Origin of the sequence: Tabrizicola sp., assembly GCF_041919135.1 — a bacterium.
Taxonomy (GTDB): Bacteria; Pseudomonadota; Alphaproteobacteria; order Rhodobacterales; family Rhodobacteraceae; genus Tabrizicola.
In genome coordinates this window covers 50,975-72,660 of sequence record NZ_JAYRUJ010000002.1, presented here as the reverse complement: position 1 = coordinate 72,660, position 21,686 = coordinate 50,975, and the positions used below count along the sequence as shown (strand labels likewise).

General features: G+C 67.9%; 20 protein-coding genes. 9 read left to right on the top strand and 11 right to left on the bottom strand.

The window, feature by feature from the left end; translation table 11 throughout:
• Positions 1–24: 24 nt before the first annotated feature.
• From ACE3UA_RS02255 to ACE3UA_RS02245, 3 genes are read right to left on the bottom strand one after another with little or no spacing between them, the layout of a single operon-like run.
• On the bottom strand, positions 25–1,233 hold the full coding sequence (locus ACE3UA_RS02255) for an efflux RND transporter periplasmic adaptor subunit (RefSeq protein WP_374642087.1): 1,209 nt from the start codon (positions 1,231–1,233) through the stop codon (positions 25–27).
• A 13-nt stretch (positions 1,234–1,246) separates the two neighbouring features.
• Positions 1,247–3,610, bottom strand: coding sequence for an FtsX-like permease family protein (locus ACE3UA_RS02250; protein WP_374642085.1), 2,364 nt, complete (start codon positions 3,608–3,610; stop codon positions 1,247–1,249).
• Complete coding sequence (locus ACE3UA_RS02245; RefSeq protein WP_374642083.1) at positions 3,604–4,338, bottom strand: ABC transporter ATP-binding protein; 735 nt, start codon at positions 4,336–4,338, stop codon at positions 3,604–3,606. The genes ACE3UA_RS02250 and ACE3UA_RS02245 overlap by 7 nt, the downstream gene beginning before the upstream one ends.
• Positions 4,339–4,426: 88 nt before the next feature.
• On the opposite strand from ACE3UA_RS02245, the gene ACE3UA_RS02240 reads away from it, so the two are divergent.
• The 4 genes from ACE3UA_RS02240 (at position 4,427) to ACE3UA_RS02225 (ending at position 11,690) form a co-directional block, all read left to right on the top strand.
• Entirely contained in the window at positions 4,427–7,036 is a 2,610-nt protein-coding gene (locus tag ACE3UA_RS02240; RefSeq protein ID WP_374642081.1) for an HAD-IC family P-type ATPase, read from the top strand.
• A gap of 64 nt (positions 7,037–7,100) precedes the next feature.
• Positions 7,101–9,029: a DNA primase gene (dnaG, locus tag ACE3UA_RS02235; protein ID WP_374642079.1), complete on the top strand. Its 1,929-nt coding sequence runs from the start codon at positions 7,101–7,103 to the stop codon at positions 9,027–9,029.
• Between the two features lie 79 nt (positions 9,030–9,108).
• Positions 9,109–11,097 (top strand): RNA polymerase sigma factor RpoD, encoded by a 1,989-nt coding sequence (rpoD, locus tag ACE3UA_RS02230; protein WP_374642077.1) that lies wholly within the window; start codon positions 9,109–9,111, stop codon positions 11,095–11,097.
• A gap of 17 nt (positions 11,098–11,114) precedes the next feature.
• Positions 11,115–11,690, top strand: a complete 576-nt coding sequence (locus ACE3UA_RS02225) for a hypothetical protein (protein WP_374642075.1) — start codon at positions 11,115–11,117, stop codon at positions 11,688–11,690.
• Between the two features lie 24 nt (positions 11,691–11,714).
• Here ACE3UA_RS02225 and ACE3UA_RS02220 read toward each other — a convergent pair whose 3' ends face one another.
• Positions 11,715–11,921: a type II toxin-antitoxin system HicB family antitoxin gene (locus ACE3UA_RS02220; RefSeq protein ID WP_374642073.1), complete on the bottom strand. Its 207-nt coding sequence runs from the start codon at positions 11,919–11,921 to the stop codon at positions 11,715–11,717.
• 1 nt (position 11,922) lies between these two features.
• A complete protein-coding gene (locus tag ACE3UA_RS02215; protein WP_374642071.1) occupies positions 11,923–12,090 on the bottom strand; it encodes a type II toxin-antitoxin system HicA family toxin in 168 nt (55 codons plus the stop codon).
• A 149-nt stretch (positions 12,091–12,239) separates the two neighbouring features.
• On the opposite strand from ACE3UA_RS02215, the gene ACE3UA_RS02210 reads away from it, so the two are divergent.
• The 5 genes from ACE3UA_RS02210 (at position 12,240) to ribD (ending at position 14,907) form a co-directional block, all read left to right on the top strand.
• Positions 12,240–12,512 carry a type II toxin-antitoxin system Phd/YefM family antitoxin gene (locus ACE3UA_RS02210; RefSeq protein WP_374642069.1) on the top strand — a complete coding sequence of 91 codons (273 nt, stop codon included), beginning with the start codon at positions 12,240–12,242 and terminating at the stop codon, positions 12,510–12,512.
• On the top strand, positions 12,509–12,763 hold the full coding sequence (locus tag ACE3UA_RS02205) for a Txe/YoeB family addiction module toxin (protein ID WP_374642067.1): 255 nt from the start codon (positions 12,509–12,511) through the stop codon (positions 12,761–12,763). Before ACE3UA_RS02210 ends, ACE3UA_RS02205 begins: the two co-directional genes overlap by 4 nt.
• 65 nt (positions 12,764–12,828) lie before the next feature.
• Positions 12,829–13,131 carry a putative quinol monooxygenase gene (locus ACE3UA_RS02200; protein ID WP_374642065.1) on the top strand — a complete coding sequence of 101 codons (303 nt, stop codon included), beginning with the start codon at positions 12,829–12,831 and terminating at the stop codon, positions 13,129–13,131.
• Positions 13,132–13,357: 226 nt separating this feature from the next.
• Complete coding sequence (gene nrdR / locus ACE3UA_RS02195; protein ID WP_197642140.1) at positions 13,358–13,825, top strand: transcriptional regulator NrdR; 468 nt, start codon at positions 13,358–13,360, stop codon at positions 13,823–13,825.
• 14 nt (positions 13,826–13,839) lie between these two features.
• On the top strand, positions 13,840–14,907 hold the full coding sequence (ribD, locus tag ACE3UA_RS02190) for a bifunctional diaminohydroxyphosphoribosylaminopyrimidine deaminase/5-amino-6-(5-phosphoribosylamino)uracil reductase RibD (protein WP_374642391.1): 1,068 nt from the start codon (positions 13,840–13,842) through the stop codon (positions 14,905–14,907).
• On the opposite strand, the gene ACE3UA_RS02185 is transcribed toward ribD, so the two are convergent.
• The 6 genes from ACE3UA_RS02185 to ACE3UA_RS02160 all read right to left on the bottom strand — a co-directional run bounded on the left by ACE3UA_RS02185 (position 14,908) and on the right by ACE3UA_RS02160 (position 21,678).
• Positions 14,908–16,209, bottom strand: a complete 1,302-nt coding sequence (locus ACE3UA_RS02185) for an NAD(P)/FAD-dependent oxidoreductase (protein WP_374642063.1) — start codon at positions 16,207–16,209, stop codon at positions 14,908–14,910.
• Positions 16,209–17,564 (bottom strand): glutamine synthetase family protein, encoded by a 1,356-nt coding sequence (locus ACE3UA_RS02180; protein ID WP_374642061.1) that lies wholly within the window; start codon positions 17,562–17,564, stop codon positions 16,209–16,211. The genes ACE3UA_RS02185 and ACE3UA_RS02180 overlap by 1 nt, the downstream gene beginning before the upstream one ends.
• Positions 17,565–17,605: 41 nt before the next feature.
• Entirely contained in the window at positions 17,606–18,316 is a 711-nt protein-coding gene (locus tag ACE3UA_RS02175) for a type 1 glutamine amidotransferase (protein ID WP_374642059.1), read from the bottom strand.
• Between the two features lie 132 nt (positions 18,317–18,448).
• Positions 18,449–19,783 carry a glutamine synthetase family protein gene (locus tag ACE3UA_RS02170; RefSeq protein ID WP_374642057.1) on the bottom strand — a complete coding sequence of 445 codons (1,335 nt, stop codon included), beginning with the start codon at positions 19,781–19,783 and terminating at the stop codon, positions 18,449–18,451.
• A 183-nt stretch (positions 19,784–19,966) separates the two neighbouring features.
• Positions 19,967–20,794 carry an ABC transporter permease gene (locus tag ACE3UA_RS02165; RefSeq protein WP_374642055.1) on the bottom strand — a complete coding sequence of 276 codons (828 nt, stop codon included), beginning with the start codon at positions 20,792–20,794 and terminating at the stop codon, positions 19,967–19,969.
• Positions 20,791–21,678, bottom strand: coding sequence for an ABC transporter permease (locus tag ACE3UA_RS02160; RefSeq protein WP_374642389.1), 888 nt, complete (start codon positions 21,676–21,678; stop codon positions 20,791–20,793). The genes ACE3UA_RS02165 and ACE3UA_RS02160 overlap by 4 nt, the downstream gene beginning before the upstream one ends.
• Positions 21,679–21,686 lie beyond the last annotated feature (8 nt).

Sequence of the window (21,686 nt, the reverse complement as noted above, 5' to 3'; positions counted from 1 at the left end):
TCCCGCCGGGCTGCGGCGGCTTGACTAAGGGGCGCGGGGCGTGATCGCGGCGCCGTCCTGCAGGGCCGAGGAGGGGAAGACCACCACCGCCTGGCCCTCGGCCAGACCTGAAAGCACCTCGGCGCTGTCCTCGACCTGGCGGCCGATCTCGACCGGGACCAGCCGGGCCTTGCCTGCGTCCAGGCGGAAGACGGCCCAGCCGGCGCCGTGGCGGAACAGGGCGGATTGCGGCACCTGCAACACGCTGTCCTCTTGCCAGAGGAGCAGGCGGACATAGACCCGGAAGCCGTCGCCGAGGCCCGGCCGGGCGGCGGGCGGGTCGGTCAGGTCGAGATGGACGCGGACGCGCTGTTCCTCGATCCCGAGGGCGCTGATCTTGGTGACGGCCGAAGGCGCGACGCGGCGGACGGTGGCGGCCAGCGTGCCGGACCCGCCCCAGCGGTCGATCTCGGCCGCCATGCCGGGCGCGACCTGCACCGCGTCCGAGGACAGCAGGTCGACCACGATCTCAAGCTCGGTCAGGTCGCCAAGGGTCATCAGGGGCTCGCCGGCCTGGACGGGGCGTTCGGAGGGGTCGGCAAGGGTCAGGACCACCCCGTCATGCGGCGCGGTCAGGCGCAGGCAACATTCGCCGGGGTCGGCCTCGGGGTCGCCCAGCGTGGGGCCGATCAGCTGCGCCTCGGCCCGGACCAGCGAAGCGCGGGCGAGATCCACCTCGGAGCGGGCGGCGGCGAGGCGCTGCGCGGCGGTGATCTGGGCGGTCTCCAGCTCTTCCAGCGAGCGTTGCGGGATGGTGCCGCTGGCCGCCAGCGCCCGGCCGCGGGCAAGCTGGCTTTCGGCCTGCGACAGCGCGGCCGCGGCGACGGTCACCCCGGTCTCGGCCAGGGCAAGCGCGGCGCGGGCCTCGGTCACGGCGGCCTCGGCCTGGGCGCGGCTGCGGGCGTCCATCAGCACGGGTGCCGCAGGGCGGATGACGGCAAGCACCGTCTCGCCCTTCGTCACCGGATCGCCCACCTCGACCGGGCTGCGCTGCATCCTGCCCGAGATCGGGGCCGAGACGGAGAACGGGTCGCGCACCCTGGTCACGCCTTCGGCCAGGACGGTGCCGCGCATCGGGCCGGTGGCGACCTGGCCCAGGTCCACCTCCAGCGGCGCGGGCCACAGCGCCCAGACCACGGCCCCGGCTAGCGCCAGCGCCCCGAGCCCCCAGAGAGATCCTTGCCGCAGGTTCATCCGGTTCTCTCCTTCACTCACGCGATTTCAGGGCCGAGACCAGGTCGATCCGGTCCAGCCGCCGCCGCACCACCTGGACCGAGGCGAAGGCCGCCACCGCCGCCGCGATCCCGGCCAGCGCATAGGTCCGGCGGGTGATGGCGAGGGGCAGCTGGATGATGTCGCTGGAGACCGCGTTGACCAGGCCCTGCGCCAGCCAGGTTCCCGCCAGCCAGCCCAGGGGAATCGCGACGAAGGTCAGCAGCATCATCTCGCCCACCAGCACATAGGCCACCTCGCGGCGGGAAAAGCCCAGGACGCGCAGGGTGGCAAGCTCGTAGCTGCGTTCCGACAGCAGGATCTGCGCGGCATTGTAGATCACCCCCACGGCGATCATCATGCCGATCGCGGTATAGATCGTCACCATGGTCAGCAGGTTCTCGCGCAGGAGGGTCTGGAACTGGCGCTCGACCTCGACCCAGTCGATCAGGCCGGCCACCGCCGGAAGCGCGCCGAGGCGGGCGTCCAGCGCGCCGCGCTGCGCCGCGTCGAGGGACAGGTGCAGCTGGCTGACCTGCGGCACGCTGCGCAGCGCGGCGAACAGGGCGGGGGCGGCGATATGGGCCTCTTGCCCCATGCCTTGCGCGAAGACGGCGGTCACCGGCAGGCGCAGGGTCTCGCGCGGGGGGGCGAGGAGTTCGACCTCAAGCCAGGAGCCGGGGCCGACATCCAGCGCCCGGGCCAGCATCTCGGGCAGGACAAGGCCGTGCGGCGGCAGGGCGACCTCGGCCCCGTGGTCGTCGACGAGCCGGGCGAGGGTGGCACCCTGCCAATGCGCCTGCACCGCGCCAAGGCGTTCGGCGGTGCCGTTCACCAGCCGGGCCGGGATGGCATAGCCGGGTTCCGCCTTCAGCACGCCGGGCAGGGAACGGGCGGCAAGCAGCGCCTCCTCGCCCTCGGGTTCCGAAAGCGCGAGGGTCAAATCCTGCCGGTTCGCCGCGCCGAAGACGCTGGCCCCCAGAAGCTGGGCGCTGTCGAACATGAAATAGCTCATCACCAGCACCGCGACCGAGGCCGAGACCCCGAAAAGCGTGATCGCCGCCCGGCCCGGCCAGCGCAGGATCGAGCGCAGGATCATCACCGAGGTCTGGCGCAGGACCAGCCGGTCGAGCGCCCGGTCCAGCACCCCGCGCGAGAAGCTGGCCGGGGCGGGGGGGCGCATCGCCTCGGCCGCGGGCAGGCGGACCGACTGCCAGACCGCGCGCCCGCCGCCCAGGACCGCCACGCCAAGGCCAAGCACGGCCGAGATCACCAGCGCCGAGGGGTTGGCCGCGCGCAGGACGAAGGGAAAGCGGAAATACTCGGCGTAGAGGTCGATCATCGCATCGGCCATCCAGAACCCCGCCGCCCAGCCGGCCGCGATGCCGATCGCCCCGATCAGCAGCGCAAGCTTCAGGTAATGCCAGGCGATTTCGCGCGTGGAATAGCCCACCGCCTTCAGAAGGCCGATCTGCGGTCGTTCCAGCGCGATGAGCCGGCCGAGGACCATGTTGACCAGGAAGGCCGAGACCAGGAGGAAGACCGGCGGCGCATAGGTGGACATGGCGGAAAGCTGGTGCATCTCGCTGGTCATGAAGGCGTGCGACTGCTGCCGCTCGCGGTCATGCGCGCCGGTGCCGCCATAGGGGGCGAGCAGGCGGTCGAGGGCGATGGCCACGGCGCGCGGATCGGCCTCGCGCATCAGGCGCAGCGAGATCTGGTTGACCGCGCCCGTCATGTCCATCGCGGCGGCCACCGCGCGTTCGGGCATGAAGAGGATGCCGAAGCGGCGGTCGTCGGGCATGACCGAGCCGGGGCCGAGCGCATAGACGAATTCCGGCGACAGGACCCAGCCGGTGACGGTGAGGTGGCGGCGCTGGCCGCCGAGGATCACGCGCAGATGGGTGCCCGGGGTCAGGCCATGCGCCTCGGCGAAGGGTTCGGAGAGGGCGACCTCGTCCAGCCGGTCGGGCAGCGGCATCCGGCCCCGGCGCAGGACGGGCAGGTTCAGGACCGCGCCCTCTGACGCATGGGAGATGACCTGGCCGGTCGCGGGGACCGCCATGCCGGGCACCTGCACGAGCGCAAGCGTGGCGATCCGCCCCTCGACCTGGGCCACGCCGTCGATCAGGGCCACATCGTCCAGCACCCCGCGCGGGGCGCGTTTCAGGGTCGAAAAGACCTCGGCAAAGCGGGAGCGGTCGTAATAGGCGGCCAGCGTGCCGTCGAGCGTGCGCAAGGTGGCCTGCGCGCCGACGAGGACCATGATGCCGCAGCCCAGCACCAGCGCGATGGCCAGCGCCTGCGCCCAGATCCGGCGCAGGTCGCGCAGAAGCTTGCGGTCAAGCGCCCTTACCATGTCAGTTCGGCGGGTTGCAGCCGGTCGGCCACCGGCTCGTCCCGCAGGATGCGGCCGTCGGCCAGCACCACCACCCGGTGCGCGATGCGCTGGATCACCGCGTTATGGGTGATCAGCACCGTCGCCGTGCCAAGGTCGCGGTTGACCGAGTGCAGCGCCTCCAGCACCTGCGCCCCGGTGGCGATGTCCAGCGCGCCGGTGGGCTCGTCGCAGAGAAGGACGTCCGGCCGCTTGGCGATGGCGCGGGCGATGGCCACGCGCTGCTGTTCGCCGCCCGAAAGCTCGGCCGGGAAATGGTTCAGCCGGGGGCCGAGGCCCACCCGCTCCAGCGCCTCCTCGGGGGGCATCGGGCGGGCGGCGATCTCGGTCACGAGGGCCACGTTCTCGCGCGCGGTAAGGCTGGGGACGAGGTTGTAGAACTGGAAGACGAAGCCGACATGGGCGCGGCGATAGGCGGTCAGCTCGGCCTCGGTCGCGTGGGTCAGTTCGGTGTCGCGGAAGAAGACCCGGCCGTCCGTCGGGCGGTCCAGCCCGCCGAGGATGTTCAGAAGCGTCGACTTGCCGGACCCCGACGCGCCGAGGAGGACGACCATCTCGCCCTCGCGCAGGGAAAGGTCGATGCCGCGCAGGGCCCGGACCTCGACCGTGCCGCTGCGATAGACGCGGGTCACGCCTTCGGTGCGGAAGACCGGACGGGCCGGGAGGGACGCTTCGGGCTGCAAGGACATGCGTCCTTCTACACCATCGCGCGGCTTTGCCATTGATCTGTCGCAAGGATATGACCCTTGTGGACCTGCCACAAGGATCACGGGCCGGATGACCGATCCCTTCCACCACCTGACCGCCGCCGAAGCCCTGGCCGCGCTGGATGCCACGCCCGAGGGCCTGACCCAGGCCGAGGCCCGGCGGCGGCTGGAACGCCACGGGCCGAACCGGCTGCCCGAGGTGCGGCGGCGCGGGCCGCTGCGCCGGCTGCTGGCGCAGTTCGACAACGTGCTGATCCATGTCCTTCTGGCCGCCGCGATCGTGACCGAGGCCTTGCAGCACTTGGTGGATACCGGGGTGATCCTGGCGGTGGTGCTGGCCAATGCGGTGATCGGCTTCCTGCAGGAGGGCAAGGCCGAGGCCGCGATGGCCGCGATCCGGGTGATGCTGGCCCCCCGCGCCGCCGTCCTGCGCGACGGCCAGCGTGTTTCGGTGCCGGGGGACGAGGTCGTGCCCGGCGATGTCGTCCTGATCGAGGCGGGCGACCGTGTTCCGGCCGACCTGCGCCTCTTGCAGGCGCATGGGCTGGCCGCCGACGAATCGATGCTGACCGGCGAATCCGTCCCGGCCGGGAAATCCACCCGCCCCGCCCCGCGCGCGGCGGCGCTGGGCGACCGGCAGTCGATGCTGTGGTCGGGCACGCTGGTCACGCAAGGCACCGCGCGGGGCGTGGTCACCGCGACCGGGACGGCGACCGAGATCGGCCGGATCGGCGGGCTTCTGGCGCAGGTCGAGGATCTGACCACGCCGCTGGTCGCGCAGATGGACCGCTTCTCGCGCGCCCTGTCGGTGGCGATCCTGGGGGCCTCGGCGCTGCTGCTGGGCTGGGCCGGGATCTATGGCGAGCATGATTTCGCCGCGCTTTTCATGCTGGTGGTCGGCGTCGCCGTGGCCGCGATCCCCGAAGGCTTGCCGGCGGTGATGACGATCACGCTGGCGATCGGGGTGCAGGCGATGGCGCGTCGGCGGGCCATCGTGCGCCGCCTTCCGGCGATCGAGGCCATCGGCTCGGTCGGCGTGATCTGCACCGACAAGACCGGGACGCTGACCCGCAACGAGATGGTGGTGGCCGAGGTGGAGACGCCCGAGGGCCGCTTCCACGTCGGCGGCGCGGGCTATGCGCCCGAGGGGCGGATCACCCCTGCGGGGGACCTTGCGCGTCTGGCCCGGGCGGCGGCGCTTTGCAATGACGCCAGCCTTGTCCGGCAGGGCGATGGCTGGAGGGCCGAGGGCGATCCGATGGAGGCGGCGCTGCTGGCCTTTGCGGGCAAGGCGGGGGGGAGCGGCACCGCGCGGCGGCTGGACGCGATCCCCTTCGACAGCCGCCACCGCTATATGGCCGTGCTGGTCGAGACGGGGGAGGGGCCGCTCGCGCTGGTCAAGGGCGCGCCCGAGCGGGTCTTGCGGATGTGCGCGGGGCTGGACCGCGAAGCATGGCACGCCCGGGCCGAGGCCTTGGCCGGGCAGGGGCTGCGGGTGCTGGCGCTGGCCGAGCGGCCGCAGACCGGCGCGCGGCTTTCGGCCGGCGAGCTTGACTCCGGCCTGCATTTCCTGGGGCTTCTCGGGCTGATCGACCCGCCCCGGCCCGAGGCCGTTGCCGCCGTGGCCGAATGCCGGGCGGCGGGGATCGAGGTCAAGATGATCACCGGCGACCACGCCGGGACCGCGCGCGCCATCGCCCGCACTATCGGGCTGGCGCAGGCCGAAAGGGTGCTGACCGGGGCCGAACTTGACCGGCTGGACGATGCCGGGCTGGCCGAGGCGGTGGCAACGGTCGATGTCTTCGCCCGCACCAGCCCCGAGCACAAGCTGCGTCTGGTCGAGGCGCTGCAGGCGGGGGGCCATTCGGTCGCGATGACCGGCGACGGGGTGAACGACGCGCCGGCGCTGAAGCGGGCGGATGTGGGCATCGCGATGGGGCAGAAGGGCTCGCAGGCGGCGAAGGAGGCGGCGGACCTGGTGCTGGCCGACGACAACTTCGCCACCATCGCGGCCGCCGTGCGCGAGGGGCGGACGGTGCAGGACAACCTGCGCAAGGTGATCAGCTTCGAGCTTCCGACCAACGCGGGCGAGGCCGCGACCGTGGTGCTGGCGCTGCTGCTGGGACTGGCGCTGCCGATCACCGCGATCCAGATCCTCTGGGTCAACCTGATCACCGGCATCACCCTTGGCCTGGCGCTGGCCTTCGAGCCGACCGAGCCCGGCACCATGGCCCGCCCGCCGCGCCCGCGCGAGGCGCCGCTTCTGTCGGGGGCGCTGGTCTGGCATGTCGTCCTTGTCTCTGCCCTGTTCGCGGCCGCCGTCTTCGGCGTCTTCGCGCTGGCGATCGGGCGCGGCTATCCGACGCCCATGGCGCAGACCCTGGCGATGAACACCCTGGTCGTGCTGGAGATCTTCCACCTGTTCTTCATCCGCAACCTGCATGGCACCTCGCTCCGGCCCGGCATGGTCCGGGGAACGCCGGTGGTCTGGGCGGTGGTCCTGGCCGTGGCCGTCGCCCAGCTTGCCGTGACCTATCTGCCGGCCCTGCAGCCGCTTCTTGGCACCCGGCCCATCCCGCTGGCCGATGGCGCGATGGTGGTGGCGCTGGGAGCAGCCCTGCTTCTGGTGCTGGAGGGGGAAAAGCAGCTGCGCCTGCGCCTTGGCCGGAAGACGCGCTGACAGGATCGGCCGGGACCTGCGCCCCGCACTGGACGCCGGGGCGGCCAGCGGCCATATCTGTCGCATGTCGCTGCCCAACGGATTCCTCGACGAACTGCGCACCCGGGTGACGCTTTCGGCCATCGTCGGCCGCAAGGTGACCTGGGACCTGCGCAAGTCGAACCAGGCCAAGGGCGACTTCTGGGCCCCGTGCCCCTTCCACCAGGAGAAATCCGCCAGCTTCCACGTCGATGACCGCAAGGGCTATTACTACTGCTTCGGCTGCCATGCGAAGGGCGATGCCGTCACCTTCGTGAAGGAGTCCGAGAACATGGGCTTCATGGAGGCGGTGGAGGTCCTGGCGCGCGAGGCGGGGATGCAGATGCCCTCGCGCGATCCGAAGGCGGCCGAGCGCGCCGACCGCCGGACGCAGCTGCAGGCGGTGATGGACGAGGCGGTGAAGTTCTACCGCCTGCAACTCAAGACCGGGGCAGGGGCCGCCGCCCGCAGCTACCTGGCCGAGAAGCGCCGCCTGAACGAGGCCGCCTGGGACCGCTGGGACATCGGCTGGTCGCCCGAGAATGCGCAGGCCGTGGTCGAGGCGCTGAAGGCCAAGGGCATCCCGCCCGAGCTGATGGTCGCCTCCGGCGTGGTGGCGAAACATGACTCGGGCCGGCTTTATGACCGCTTCCACGCCCGGATCATCTTTCCGATCCGCGATGCGCGCGGCCGGGTGATCAGCCTTGGCGGACGTTCGCTGGACCCCAATGCCCGGGCGAAATACCTGAACGGCCCGGAGACCGAGCTTTTCGACAAGGGCCGCAACCTTTTCAACCACTCGCCCGCGCGCGAGGCGGCGGGGAAGGGCAAGCCCCTGATCGTGGCCGAAGGCTACATGGACGTGATCGCGCTGTCCGAGGCCGGGTTCACCGCCGCCGTGGCCCCCCTGGGCACGGCGGTGACCGAGGATCAGCTGCGCATGATCTGGCGTATCGCGGACGAGCCCATCCTGGCGCTGGACGGTGACAAGGCGGGACTTCAGGCCGCGCAACGGGTGATCGACCTTGCCCTGCCGCTGCTGGAGGCCGGGAAGGCGCTGCGCTTCGCCATCCTGCCCGGCGGCATGGACCCGGACGACCTGATCAAGGCGCAGGGCGCGCCGGCGATGCAGGCGGTGCTGGACGGGGCGAGGCCGATGGTGCAGCTCCTCTGGCAGCGCGAGACGGAAGGCCGCAATTTCGACAGCCCCGAGCGCCGGGCGGCGCTGGACAAGGTGCTGCGCACCCATCTGGCGCGGATCGCCGACCCTTCGATCCGCAACCATTACGCCGACGAGATGAAGCGGCTGCGGCGCGAGCTGTTCGGCAGCTTCGACGCCCGCCCCTTCCAGCCCGGCCCCTTCCGCCCGCGCGGCAAGAACGCCCCGCCGGGCGGCGCGCTGGCGACCACGCGCTCGTCGCTTCTGGTCCAGGCCGAGGGCCCGGTAGACGAGATCCTGCGCGAGGCGGTGATCCTGGCCACGGTGATCCTGCATCCCGCGCTGATCCACCGCTTCGAATCGGCGCTGGAGCGGCTGGACCTGACCGGCGAGGGGCATGAGACCCTGCGCCACCTGATCCTGAGCCATGCCGACGACGCCGATCCGCAGGCCAGGATCCGCGCGGCCGCGCCCGACGCCCTTGACGCGCTTCTCCGGCGACCCCATGTGGCCATAGCGCCCCCGGTCCGCAACGCTTCCGACGACGAGCTCGCCGCGCTCTGCCTTGCCGAGGAACTGGCCAAACTGGAAGCCCGACGCGGAGTGCGGCGCGAGATTGAAGACGCGATGGAGGATTTCGACGGCCTGCCCGACGAGGGGCTGACCTGGCGCCTGTCCAAGGCCGCCGAGGCCCGCCATCGCTCGGAACATGGCGCCGCCCGCGACAGTTCGGACCTGGGCGAGGACCGGGCCGCACTGTCAAGACATCTGCAATCGCTGATCGATAGCCAGGTCTGGGTCAAGAAAAACCGCTGATTCGGCCTTTCCCCCGATTTGATTCGCGGTATTGATTCGTCCCAGCCCCGACCGATTCGCGCCCCCGATAGGAGACCACATGGCCCTCAAGGACACCGACGACGCCAAGCCGGAAGCGGAAGAACCCGATGTCTCGCTCGACATGAGCCAGGCCGCGGTCAAGAAGATGATCGCCGATGCGCGCGAGCGGGGCTACATCACCTATGACCAGCTGAACGCCGTTCTCCCGCCCGAGCAGGTGTCCTCCGAACAGATCGAGGACGTCATGTCCATGCTGTCGGAAATGGGCATCAACGTCATCGAGGACGAAGAGGTCGAGGAAGGCGAGGCCCCCGCGGGCGAGTTGGTCGAGACCTCCTCCAGCCGCGAGATCGCCATCGCCGGCACCACCAGCGAGACGCTGGACCGCACCGACGATCCGGTGCGCATGTATCTGCGCGAGATGGGCAGCGTCGAGCTTCTCAGCCGCGAGGGCGAGATCGCCATCGCCAAGCGGATCGAGGCCGGCCGCAACACGATGATCGCGGGGCTTTGCGAATCGCCCCTGACCTTCCAGGCCATCATAATCTGGCGCGACGAACTTCTGAACGAGGAGATCCTTCTTCGCGACGTGATCGACCTCGAAGCCACCTTCGGCCGCAGCCTCGATGGCGAAGAGGACATGGACGGCCCGGCGCTGGACGATGTCGAGGTCGAGAACGCCCCGCGCCGCTCGGCCAGCGCCGAGCCCGAGCTTGACGCCGACGGCAACCCGATCCTGCGCGAGGCCGACGACGATGAGGACGACGAGGGCTCCAACCTCTCGCTCGCCGCGATGGAGGCCGCGCTGAAGCCGCGCGTGCTGGAGACGCTGGACCTGATCGCCCGCGACTATGACAATCTGGCCGACATGCAGCAAAGCCGGATGAACGCGACGCTGTCGTCGTCGCAGCGGTTTTCCACCGCCGACGAGGCCGCCTATCAGAAGCTGCGCTCGGAAATCGTGCTGCTGGTCAACGAGCTGCACCTGAACAACAGCCGGATCGAGGCGCTGATCGACCAGCTTTACGGCATCAACAAGCGGATCATGTCGATCAACTCGGGCATGGTGAAGCTGGCCGATGCGGCGCGGATCAACCGGCAGGAATTCATCCAGGAATACCAGGGCTACGAGCTTGACCCGACCTGGCTGGACCGCATGTCGCAAAAGGCCGGACGCGGCTGGCAGGCGCTGATCGAGCGTTCGCGCGAGAAGGTCGAGGATCTGCGCAATGAAATGGCGCAGGTCGGCCAGTATATCGGCGTCGACATCAGCGAATTCCGCCGGATCGTGAACCAGGTCCAGAAGGGCGAGAAAGAGGCGCGTCAGGCCAAGAAGGAAATGGTCGAGGCCAACCTGCGTCTGGTGATCTCGATTGCCAAGAAATACACCAACCGGGGCCTGCAATTCCTTGATCTCATTCAGGAAGGCAATATCGGGTTGATGAAGGCGGTCGACAAGTTCGAATACCGCCGGGGCTACAAGTTCTCCACCTACGCGACCTGGTGGATTCGGCAGGCCATTACCCGCTCCATCGCCGACCAGGCCCGCACGATCCGCATCCCGGTCCACATGATCGAGACGATCAACAAGCTGGTCCGCACCGGCCGCCAGATGCTGCACGAGATCGGCCGCGAACCGACGCCCGAGGAACTGGCCGAGAAACTCCAGATGCCGCTGGAGAAGGTTCGCAAGGTGATGAAGATCGCCAAGGAACCGATCTCGCTGGAGACGCCCATCGGCGACGAGGAGGATTCGCAACTCGGGGATTTCATCGAGGACAAGAACGCGATCCTGCCTCTGGATTCCGCGATTCAGGAGAACCTGAAGGAAACCACCACGCGGGTTCTGGCCTCGCTGACCCCGCGTGAAGAGCGGGTTTTGCGGATGCGCTTCGGGATCGGCATGAACACCGATCATACGCTGGAAGAGGTTGGCCAGCAATTCAGCGTCACCCGCGAACGCATCCGCCAGATCGAGGCGAAGGCGCTGCGAAAGCTGAAACATCCGAGCCGGAGCAGGAAGTTGCGGAGTTTCCTGGATCAGTAGATCAGGGCGGGACCGACATGGCCTCTGGCTTTTCTGTCGAACCCAACGTCGCTCTGCGAAGACTGGGTAGCTTAGTACTGGTTTTCGCGCTGATAGGAGGCTTGCCGATTTTTGCGCGCATCATCGGCGCGCAGTTTCTGCCTTCGACAGCGTGGGTTTCTCATTCGGTATGGCTGGCGTGGGGCAGTGGAATCTTCTGTGCCGTCTTTTTCACGGTGATGTTCATGAGGAACAAGCCCCTTGTTGAGCCGGACATGAGACCGTTTATGTACATTCTGCTCATTATTTTCTCGCCAATCTTCTTTGGCAGCCTAGGGAAAGATGCCATCGTGGCCGGGGCGCCAATGCTCTACACGATGGTCGCAGGCAAGCCGACCGAACTGCAATATGTGGTCGAAAGGGCAACAGGCTTCAGCGATCGAAAATGCCGCAACGACATCGAACTCATGGACATGCCAAGTATGTATGATCGGCTGTGCGGCTTCCCCAAAGATTTTCGCGATAGTCTTCGGCCTGGGCAGACATTGATTGTCTCGGGACATGGCTCCTCGCTTGGAACCTTTGTCACTTCCGCCCATGTGGCAGGTCAATAGTTACTATTTGGCGGGCCGAAGCCCCTAAACCTCCACCCACTCCACCACCGTCCCCGCCCCCGGCACCTTCTCTCCTCCGGCCCGCAGGCCCTCCAGATGGAACGGGATCACCTCCGCCAGCGCGGCCTTGACCTTTGCGACAGTTGCGCCAGCCGCCACGCAGCCCGGCAGGTCTGGGACGTAACCGGAGTAGCCTTTCCCCGCCTTCTCGATCACCACGGCGTAACGCATCTCAATACCCCTTCAACTTCGTTTGCTTCAAGATAGAGTTGAACGTGCCGGGTGCCAAGTCGTCGCTGTCCTTGCCTGCCACTGTCACCCGCCCCGGCTTGAACGGATGCTCAAACTGTCGATGGCTGCCCCGAGTCGCGACAAGCACCCAGCCGTCATCCGCCAGCATCCGCAGAACGATCCTTATCTTTACGGCCGGCATGGCTGATCCCCGAGGGATTGTCGCGCCGACCTTCCCGTAACGGAGTTAATTCCATCCTAACGCTCTCGGACTCACCTTCCCTTGACTTACTGTACGCAATCACGTACATACCCGCCATGCGACACCTCTCCTCCACAGACCTCCGCGCCAATCTCTCCTCGGTCATGGACCAGGTGAACGACGACCATGAGCCGGTCATCGTCACCCGCGCCAAGGGCAAGCCCGTGGTCATGGTCAGCCTCGAAGACTGGGCCAGCATGGACGAGACGACTTACCTTCTGGCCAGCCCGGCAAACCGGGCCGAACTGCTCAAGGCGATTGCCGAGACGGACCCCGCGAAGATGATCGTCAAGACCATGGCCGAACTCGAGGCAATGGCCGAAGAGTGAACCTGCTATTCAGGCTGACGGGTTGGGAGCATTTCCTGTACTGGCAAGAAGCCGACAAGGTGACGTTTCGCAAGATCAACGCGCTGATCAAGGAGTGCCTGCGCCATCCATTCGAAGGCACGGGCAAGCCGGAACCCCTGAAGGGCGACCTCGCGGGTTACTGGTCCCGCCGCATCGACCGAGAGCATCGGCTGGTCTATCTCGTGACTCCGACCGCGATCGAAATCGTAGCCTGCCGCTACCACTACTGACCCCCCGACTCACCCCCATCCGTGCTATCCTCCCGCCCGCTTGCACCGCCGGGGAGGGCTCTGCCATGACCGTGATGAATGTTGTGCACATGCGAGTGAAGCCGGGTATGGAAGACGAATACATCCGCCTGCACCAGGATCTCGACGTGACGTCCTGGCAGGGGGGCCGCAACTTCTGGCTGGTGAAATCCGGCGAACGCAGCTTCATCGTGGTCGGCGAATGGGATGATATGGCGTCGATGGTCGCTGCCCGGCCCGCGATGATCGCCAGCCTCGACAGGCTGCGGCCCATCCTTGAAGACCTCGGCGGCGGGCGCGGGGTGACCGAGCCCTGGTCGGGCGAAGTCGCGCTGCATCTCGGCCGGTAGCTGCAGACCCGTTGCCTGCATCCACGCGGCCCCGGCAGGCGACCGGGGCCTCGAGTCATGTCCGCAAGCCATGCCGTGAGTCCCGCCCGCCACAGTGCCGGCCCCATATACTGCGGCGCAAATATATGCCTTCCCCAGATCCACGACCTCCTCCTATAGTCGGTAGAAGGAACCGGGGGACACACCCGGCCTTGAGGCAGGACCAACCATAAGCAAGGAGGGGCCGATGCGCTGCCCATTCTGCGGCAACATCGACACGCAGGTGAAGGATTCCAGACCGGCCGAGGATCACGTCTCGATCCGCCGCCGCCGGTTCTGTCCGGCCTGCGGCGGCCGCTTCACCACCTATGAACGCGTCCAGCTGCGCGATCTCGTCGTGATCAAGTCCTCGGGCAAGCGCGAGGATTTCGACCGCGCCAAGCTGGAACGCTCGATCCGCATCGCGATGCAGAAGCGCCCGATCGACCCGGAACGGATCGACCAGATGATCAGCGGCATCGTGCGGCGGCTGGAGAGCCTGGGTGACACCGACATCCAGTCCAAGCAGATCGGCGAGATCGTGATGGAAAGCCTCGCGCGGATCGATACGGTCGCCTATGTGCGATTTGCCAGCGTCTACAAGAACTTCCAGGCGGCGGACGATTTCGACCGCTTCGTGAGCGAGCTTCGCCCCGGCGCGCCGGGCGAGGAGTGAGCGACCAGGACCACATGGCCCATGCCCTGCGCCTTGCCGCGCGGGGCCTTGGCAATGTCTGGCCGAACCCGGCGGTCGGCTGCGTGATCGTCAGGCAGGGCCTGGTTGTCGGGCGCGGCTGGACCCAGCCCGGCGGCCGGCCCCATGCCGAGGTCCGCGCGCTGCAGCAGGCGGGCGACGCGGCCCGGGGCGCCACCGCCTATGTCACACTGGAGCCCTGCGCCCATCACGGCCACACGCCGCCCTGCGCCGAGGCGCTGATCGCCGCCGGCGTGGCGCGGGTGGTGACCGCGCTGACCGATCCGGATCCCCGCGTCTCGGGCAAGGGCCACGCGATGCTGCGCGCTGCCGGGATCGCGGTGACCGAGGGCGTCCTGGCCGATCGGGCCCGGCATGCGAACGCGGGTTTCCTGAAACGGGTCACGCGGGGGCTGCCCTTCGTGACGCTGAAGCTGGCGGCAAGCCTGGACGGGCGGACGGCGACGGCGACGGGCGAGTCGCGCTGGATCACCGGCGGCGAGGCGCGGCGCAAGGTCCATGCGCTGCGCCTGGCGCATGACGCGGTGATGGTCGGTTCGGGCACCGCCCTGGCCGACGACCCCGACCTGACCGTGCGCAACCTGGGGGCGGTGCGGCAGCCGGTGCGCATCGTGCTGGACCGGGCGCTGCGCCATTCCCCCGACAGCCGCCTTGGCCGGACCGCAGGCGACAATCCGGTCTGGATGCTGCATGGCGCCTCGGCCCCGGGAGCGGCGCGAGCGGCCTGGGGGGCCATGGGCGCAACCCTGATCGAGATCCCGGAAGCCGCGGGCCGGCTTGACCTGACCGCCGCCCTGTCGGCGCTTGCTGCGCGGGGATTGACCCGGATCTTCAGCGAAGGCGGCGGCACGCTGGCGGGCGCGCTGGTCCGGGCCGGGCTGGTGGACGAGTTGGCCCTGTTCTCCGGCGGCGCGCTGATCGGGGCCGAGGGGCATCCGGCGCTGGGGGCGCTGGGCCTGACGGCGCTGGCGGATGCCCCGCGCCCGCATCTGCGCGAGGTTCAGGCGCTGGGGCCGGACGCCTTTACGCTCTGGTCCTTCTGATCACAGTCCCAGCCGGTCGCGCATCGAATACCAGGTCATCGCCGTGACCAGGAGCGGCCAGCGCAGGGCCGCGCCGCCGGGAAAGCGGGGCTGCGGCAGGCTTGCCATCAGGTCGAACCGTTCCTGCTGTCCCGCCGCCGCCTCGGCCATCAGCTTGCCCGCCAGCGTCGCCATCGCCACGCCATGCCCGGAATAGCCCGAGGCCGACAGCACGTTCTGCCCCGGCCGGGTGAAGCAGGGCATCCGGTTCAGCGTGATCGCCAGCGTCCCGCCCCAGGCATGGGTGATCCGGGTCTTCGCCAGCTGCGGATAGACCTCCAGCATCGGTTTCGAGACTGTCCTGATGATGTCGGGAAAGCGGTAGCCATAGCTTTCCCCGCCGCCGAACAGCAGCCGGTTGTCCTCGCTCAGCCGCCAGTAGTTCACCACGAAGCGGGTGTCGGCGACGGCGACGGGCTCTGACAAGAGGTCCCGCGCGCGGTCGCCCAAAGGCTCGGTCGCCAGCATGAAGTTGTTGATCGGCATGACCTTTGCCGCAACCTTCGGGGAAAGCTGGCCAAGATAGCCGTTCCCCGCCAGAACCACGGTCGCGCAATCGGCATGGCCCGAGGGGGTGCGGACCACCGGCCTCGGCCCCGGCTCGACCCGGTGGACCTCGGACAGTTCGTGGATGCGGACGCCCGCCCTGGCCGCCGCCTGCGCCAGGCCGATGGCGTAGTTGAGCGGGTGCAGATGACCCGCATCCCGGTCGATCTCGCCGCCGACATAGGCTTGCGAGCCGATCAGGCGGCGGATCCCGGTGCGGTCCAGCGGCTCCAGATGGGCATAGCCATAGTCGCGGTGCAGCTTCTCGGCATAGGCATGGGTCTCGCGGACCTCGGCCTCGGACCGGCAGGCATGGGCAATGCCGGGGTGGAAGGTGACGGGCATCGCATGATCGCGGACCAGGTCCTTGACCAGCGCCTTCGCCTCCTCGGCCAGGGACCAGAGGCGGTGGGCGTTCTCTTTCCCGGCCGTCTTTTCGATCCAGACCTGATCCTGCCGCTGGCCGGAGCCGACCTGCCCGCCGTTGCGGCCCGAGGCGCCGAAGCCCACCCGGTGCGCCTCCAGCAGCACGACGTCATAGCCCTTCTGCGCCAGATGCAGCGCCGCGGAAAGGCCGGTATAGCCGCCGCCCACCACGCAGACATCGGCGCGGGTCGCGCCCTTCAGGACCGGGAAACGGTCGAGGGGTGCGGCCGTCGCAGCATAATAGCTGGCGGGATATTCGCCCCGCCGGTCGTTCGCATGCAGGAGGTTCATCAGACGTTCAGGAGCAGATGCTCCCTCTCCCACGGGCTGATGACTTGCAGGAACTCCTTGTATTCGTTGCGCTTCACCGAATCGTAGACCTTGACGAACTCGGGCCCCATGACCTCTTTCAGCGCCGCATCATCGTCCAGCATGTCCAGCGCATCGCCTAGGTTCACCGGGATGTCCTCGCTGTCGATATAGGCCGAGCCGGCGAACTCCGGCCGGGCCGGGACCTTGTTCATCAGCCCGAGATAGCCGCAGGCCAGGGTCGAGGCGATGCCGAGGTAGGGGTTGCAGTCCATGCCGGGAAGGCGGTTTTCCACCCGCCGCCCGTTCGGGCTGGAGATCGGAATCCGCAGGCCCGTGGTCCGGTTGTCGCGGCCCCATTCCAGATTGATCGGGGCGGCGAAGTCCGGGACGTAGCGGCGATAGCTGTTCACATAGGGCGCGAACAGGGCGACGGCCGCGCCGAGATGTTTCTGGAGGCCGCCGATGAAATGCATGAAAGCCTCGGTCTCCACCCCCTTCGGACCGGCGAAGATGTTCTTGCCGGTCTTCGTGTCGACGACCGAGGTGTGGATATGCATCGCCGAGCCCGGTTCGCCGGCGATGGGCTTGGCCATGAAGGTGGCGAAACAGTCGTGGCGCAGCGCCGCCTCGCGGATCAGGCGCTTGAAGAAGAAGACGTCGTCGGCCAGCCGCACCGGGTCGCCGTGGGCGAGGTTCAGTTCGACCTGACCCGCGCCGCCTTCCTGCAGGATGCCGTCGATCTCCAGCCCCTGCGCCTCGGCGAAGTCGTAGATGTCGTCGATGACCTTGCCGTATTCATCGACGGCGGACAGCGAATAGGCCTGCTTGCCCGCCGCCCGCCGGCCGGTGCGGCCCATCGGCGGGATCACCGGCAGGTTCGGGTCGATGTTGCGGGCGGTCAGGAAGAATTCCATCTCGGGCGCGACGACCGGACGCCAGCCCTGCGCGGCGTAGAGGTCGATGATCCGGCGCAGCACGTTGCGCGGGCTGAAGGGCACGAGGTTGCCCTGCTGGTCCTTGGCGTCGTGGATCACCTGAAGGGTGATGTCGGCGGTCCAGGGCGCGGCGGTCGCGGTGGACCAGTCCGGCTCCAGGATCATGTCGGGTTCGGTGAAGGCGTCGAAAGGGTTGTCGGCCCATTCGCCGGTGATCGTCTGCAGGAAGATCGAATTCGGCAGGAAATAGTTGGTCTGCTTGGCGAATTTCGCGGCAGGCATCGCCTTGCCGCGCGCCACGCCGGCGATGTCGCCGATGATGCATTCCACTTCGTCTACCCGGCGGTTGCCGATGTAGTCGCGCGCTGCCTCGGGCAGCTGGTCGGTCCATTTGGACATGGGTCACACTTGGGTTGGGGGGTGGCCCCCGCGACTGACGATCAGGCGCGGAGCTTCTCGGCCCCAGTTTTCTTGGCTTGGTGAGACAGGAAGAAATTCGCGATCCGGTCAGCCATCCGGGGGCTGTCGAGCGGCCCCTGGAAACGGTCGCGGGCGGCGGCCATCAACTCGTCCGGGACGAGACCGGGGCCGCGGGTGCGCATCAGCCCGTCCACGAAGGAGTTGGGAAATTCGGGATGGGCCTGCACGGTGAAGATGCGGTCATCGTAGAGGAGCGCCGCATTCTCGCAGAAGTCGCTGGAGCCGACAATCTCGGCCATCGCCGGCTTCAGGGTCACCTGGTCGCGGTGCCAGGCGTTCAGGGTGAACTTCTCGCCGCCGAAGTCATAGTCGGTGGGCCCGACCGACCAGCCGCCCGCATAGCGTTCGACCTTGCCGCCCATGGCCTGGGCGATGATCTGGTGGCCGAAGCAGATGCCGACCACCGGGACATGCTGGGCATAGGCCTTGCGGACGAAATCCTCCAGCGGCTTGATGAAGGGATGGTCCTCATAGGCCCCGTGGCGCGAGCCGGTGATCAGCCAGCCGTCGCAGTCCTGCACGCCGGCGGGGAACTCCATCGCTTCGACATGGAAGCGGCGGAAGGCCAGGCCCCGGCCCTGAAGCAGGCGCTCGAAGAAATCCGGGTAATCGCCGTGTTCGCCGCGCAATGCGTCGGGCGAGGCTCCGGTCTGTAGAATGCCGATCTGCATCTGTTGGCCCTTTGCTTTTCCCCAACGTGGGAGCGGAATGGCGCTTCGGTCAAGGGGGTGCTCGTCGTTCGACTGCGTCTCCTCCTCGCGGGGGGAACCGGCGAGGAGGAGCCGAAGGCGAACGAGGAGCGGTCAGACGGTGTCGAGATAAAGCTCCACCCGTTCTTCGGGCGAAAGCTCGGCGATGTAGTGCAACTCCTGCCGCTTGGTCTGCACCATGTTGCGGATCAGTTCCTTGGGCAGGAAACGGTAGAGGATGTCCGAATGCTCGAAGGCGTCGATCGCGGCCTCCCAGCTGGCCGGGATCTGCTGCAGGTCCATCGCATAGGCATTGCCCGTGACGGCGGGCGGCGGCTCCATCTCGTCCTCGATTCCGGTCAGGGCGGCCCCGAGGATCGCGGCGAGCATCAGATAGGGGTTCACGTCGCCCCCGGCCACGCGATGCTCGATCCGGCGGGCGGCGGGGTTGCCCGCCGGAATGCGGATCGCGGCGGTGCGGTTCTCGTATCCCCAGCTGATCGCGGTCGGCGCGTGCTTGTCGGGCACGAGGCGCTCGTAGCTGTTGAAATGCGGCGCGAAGAGAAGCGTGGAATCATGCATGGCGTTCAGGCATCCCGCAACGGCATGACGCAACTGCGCGGTGCCCTTCGGACCGCCGCTGTCGAAGATGTTGTCGCCCTTGGCGTCGAGGACCGAGAAATGCGTGTGCAGGCCCGAACCGGAATATTCCAGATAGGGCTTGGCCATGAAGCTGGCGGCAAACCCATGGCGGCGCGCCAGCCCCTTGACCAGCATCTTGAACAGCCAGGCATCGTCGGCGGCGCGCAGGGCGTCGTCGCAATGCATCAGGTTCACCTCGAACTGGCCCAGCCCGGTCTCGGAGGTGGTGGTGTCGGCCGGGATGTCCATCGCCTCGCAGGCGTCGTAGAGGTCGGTGAAGAAGGTGTCGAAGGCGTCAAGTGCCCGGATCGACAGGGTTTCGGCCGCCTTGCGGCGTTTGCCGGAGCGCGGGCTGGCGGGGACCTGCATGGTCTTGCCGCTGTCGTCGATCAGGAAGAATTCCAGCTCCATCGCGCAGACCGGGGTCAGGCCGCGCGCCTTGTACCGCTCCACCACCGCGCGCAGCGCGTGGCGGGGGTCGCCCTCATAGGGCTGCCCGTTCTCGCGGAACATCCAGATCGGCAAGAGCGCGGTCGGCGCCTCCAGCCAGGGCATCGGCATGAAGCCGCGCTCGGTGGGTTTCAGCACGCCATCCGCGTCGCCCTGTTCGAAGACCAGCGGGCTGTCGTCGATATCCTCGCCCCAGATATCGAGGTTCAGGACCGAGAAGGGGAACCGCGTTCCGTCCTTCACGACCTTTTCCGCAAAGCGGGCGGGCACGCGCTTGCCGCGGGCCTGCCCGTTCAGATCCGCGGCGGCCACGCGAATGGTCCGCACGTCGGGGTGCTTTCTCAGCCAATCCTTCATCATCATGTCTCAGGTAAGGGCACGATCCCCGCGCCCGGGGCATTGGATGCCCACCTGATGCGCAGGTTCGGACCATGCCCTTGGTCCTTCCCCTGGTTTCGATCGCCTCCCCCACGGGCCTTCTTGTCGGCGTTTCCACGGGGTCCGGGCGGGTGCCCGGATAATTTGATCAAAAATAGCCTACTACCGGATCACCTGCGGACGCAAGCGGATTCTGCTTTTCAGGTTCGACGGCAGATGCCGGTTGAGCCGCCGGTTGATCCGCCCGAACAGCCAGATCAGCGCCAGGGTGATCAGCACGAAATAGAAACCGACGATCGGATAGGGGATGAAGGGGTTGAAGGTCTTGTCGGCGAAGTAGTTGGCGTAATAGAGCGCGTCGCCACGCTGCTGGAAGGCGGGGAAGCCGCTGAAGAACACCAGCGTCGTGGCATGGAACAGGAAGATCGCCTCATTGGTATAGGCCGGCCAGCCCAGCCGCAGCATGGTGGGCCATTCGATGCGGCGGAACTTGTGCCAGCCCGAGATGCCATAGGCATCCGCCGCCTCCAGGTCGCCCCTGGGGATGGATTTCAACGCGCCGTGGAAGATCTCGGCCGAATAGGCGGCGGTGTTCAGGATCAGCACGAACAGCGCCCCGGCCCACGCCTTCGTCGTCCAGGCGGTCTGGACCGTCAGGCCGAAGACCTCGATCCCGGCCTTGGGCAAGAGGACCAGCGCCTCGTAGGCCAGGAAGAACTGGATGAAGAGGGGCGAGCCGCGGAAGACGAAGATGAACCATTCCGCAGGCTTGCGCAGCCAGGGATTGCGGCCGGCCTTGGCCAGCGCCAGCGCATTGGCCAGGAAGAAGCCCGTGAAGAGCGCCAGCACGCCGAAATAGACGTTCCAGATCAGGCCCGAGCCGATCAGCGTGAACTGCTGGCAGAGGTCATAATCCTGCCGTGGCAACAGCCGTTCGCCCTGGCCCAGCGAGCGCAGCGCATAGGCCTGGAAGGTTTCCCAACAGGTCATGCCGCGGCCCCCTTGCGCATCTCCTCGCCCGCCCGGGTGGCCTGGCCGTGCGACAGCCGCCGCGTCAGCCTTGCCAGCCCGATCTCCGAGATGCGGGTGGCCAGCAGGTAGAACACCAGCAGCGCGAGGAAATAGAACAGCCGCCAGTCGCCATGCGGGAAGGGGTTGTTGCCGCTGGTCTTGGCGCTGCCCAGCTCGCGCGCCCAGTAGACCGCATCCTTGATCCCGAGGAGGAACAGCAGGGGCGTCGCCTTGATCAGGATCAGCCAGAGGTTCGACAGGCCGGGCAGGGCATAGATCCACATCTGCGGCACCAGGATCCGGCGGAACACCTGGCGGTGCGACATGCCATAGGACTCGGCGGTCTCGAGCTGCGCGCGCGGCACGGCCTGCATCGCGCCGTACAGCACATTGGCCGCGAAGGCGCCGAAGACGATTGCGAAGGTGAAGACCGCCAGTCCGAAGGCATAGGCCCGCACGACCCAGGGCGCGGCATCCCCGGCCGGAACCTTGGCGTCCGCACAGACGCGGAATTCGCCGTTGTTCCAGACCGGCTGCGACAGGTCCTCGCAGACCATAAGGTGCCTGAACCACTCGATTCCCTGGTCAAGCGCGATGATGAAGAACAGGAAGAACACGATGTCCGGGATGCCCCGCACCGCCGCGATATAGGCCCGCCCGACCAGCGAGACCGGCATGACATGCGACCGCGCGGCCGAGGCGCCGAGAAAGCCGAAGGCCAGCGCGCAGGGCGCGGTGACAAGCAGCAGCAGGATCACCGTCCCGAAGGACCAGTAGAAGCTGAAATGCGTGGCGGTCGTGAGATAGCAGCCAAACCATCTCAGGCCGGAAAGCGAAGCGGGGTCGGTGCAGAACTCGAACATCGGCATGA

Coding starts and splice junctions, on each gene's coding strand:
- ACE3UA_RS02210 (WP_374642069.1), top strand. CDS start 12,240: ATGCGACACCTCTCCTCCACAGACCTCCGCGCCAATCTCTCCTCGGTC.
- rpoD (WP_374642077.1), top strand. CDS start 9,109: ATGGCCCTCAAGGACACCGACGACGCCAAGCCGGAAGCGGAAGAACCC.
- ACE3UA_RS02215 (WP_374642071.1), bottom strand. CDS start 12,090: ATGCTGGCGGATGACGGCTGGGTGCTTGTCGCGACTCGGGGCAGCCAT.
- ACE3UA_RS02250 (WP_374642085.1), bottom strand. CDS start 3,610: ATGGTAAGGGCGCTTGACCGCAAGCTTCTGCGCGACCTGCGCCGGATC.
- ACE3UA_RS02180 (WP_374642061.1), bottom strand. CDS start 17,564: ATGTCCAAATGGACCGACCAGCTGCCCGAGGCAGCGCGCGACTACATC.
- ACE3UA_RS02165 (WP_374642055.1), bottom strand. CDS start 20,794: ATGACCTGTTGGGAAACCTTCCAGGCCTATGCGCTGCGCTCGCTGGGC.
- ACE3UA_RS02240 (WP_374642081.1), top strand. CDS start 4,427: ATGACCGATCCCTTCCACCACCTGACCGCCGCCGAAGCCCTGGCCGCG.
- ACE3UA_RS02175 (WP_374642059.1), bottom strand. CDS start 18,316: ATGCAGATCGGCATTCTACAGACCGGAGCCTCGCCCGACGCATTGCGC.
- ACE3UA_RS02245 (WP_374642083.1), bottom strand. CDS start 4,338: ATGTCCTTGCAGCCCGAAGCGTCCCTCCCGGCCCGTCCGGTCTTCCGC.
- ACE3UA_RS02160 (WP_374642389.1), bottom strand. CDS start 21,678: ATGTTCGAGTTCTGCACCGACCCCGCTTCGCTTTCCGGCCTGAGATGG.
- ACE3UA_RS02200 (WP_374642065.1), top strand. CDS start 12,829: ATGACCGTGATGAATGTTGTGCACATGCGAGTGAAGCCGGGTATGGAA.
- dnaG (WP_374642079.1), top strand. CDS start 7,101: ATGTCGCTGCCCAACGGATTCCTCGACGAACTGCGCACCCGGGTGACG.
- ACE3UA_RS02255 (WP_374642087.1), bottom strand. CDS start 1,233: ATGAACCTGCGGCAAGGATCTCTCTGGGGGCTCGGGGCGCTGGCGCTA.
- ACE3UA_RS02185 (WP_374642063.1), bottom strand. CDS start 16,209: ATGAACCTCCTGCATGCGAACGACCGGCGGGGCGAATATCCCGCCAGC.
- ribD (WP_374642391.1), top strand. CDS start 13,840: ATGGCCCATGCCCTGCGCCTTGCCGCGCGGGGCCTTGGCAATGTCTGG.
- ACE3UA_RS02220 (WP_374642073.1), bottom strand. CDS start 11,921: ATGCGTTACGCCGTGGTGATCGAGAAGGCGGGGAAAGGCTACTCCGGT.
- ACE3UA_RS02170 (WP_374642057.1), bottom strand. CDS start 19,783: ATGAAGGATTGGCTGAGAAAGCACCCCGACGTGCGGACCATTCGCGTG.
- ACE3UA_RS02225 (WP_374642075.1), top strand. CDS start 11,115: ATGGCCTCTGGCTTTTCTGTCGAACCCAACGTCGCTCTGCGAAGACTG.
- nrdR (WP_197642140.1), top strand. CDS start 13,358: ATGCGCTGCCCATTCTGCGGCAACATCGACACGCAGGTGAAGGATTCC.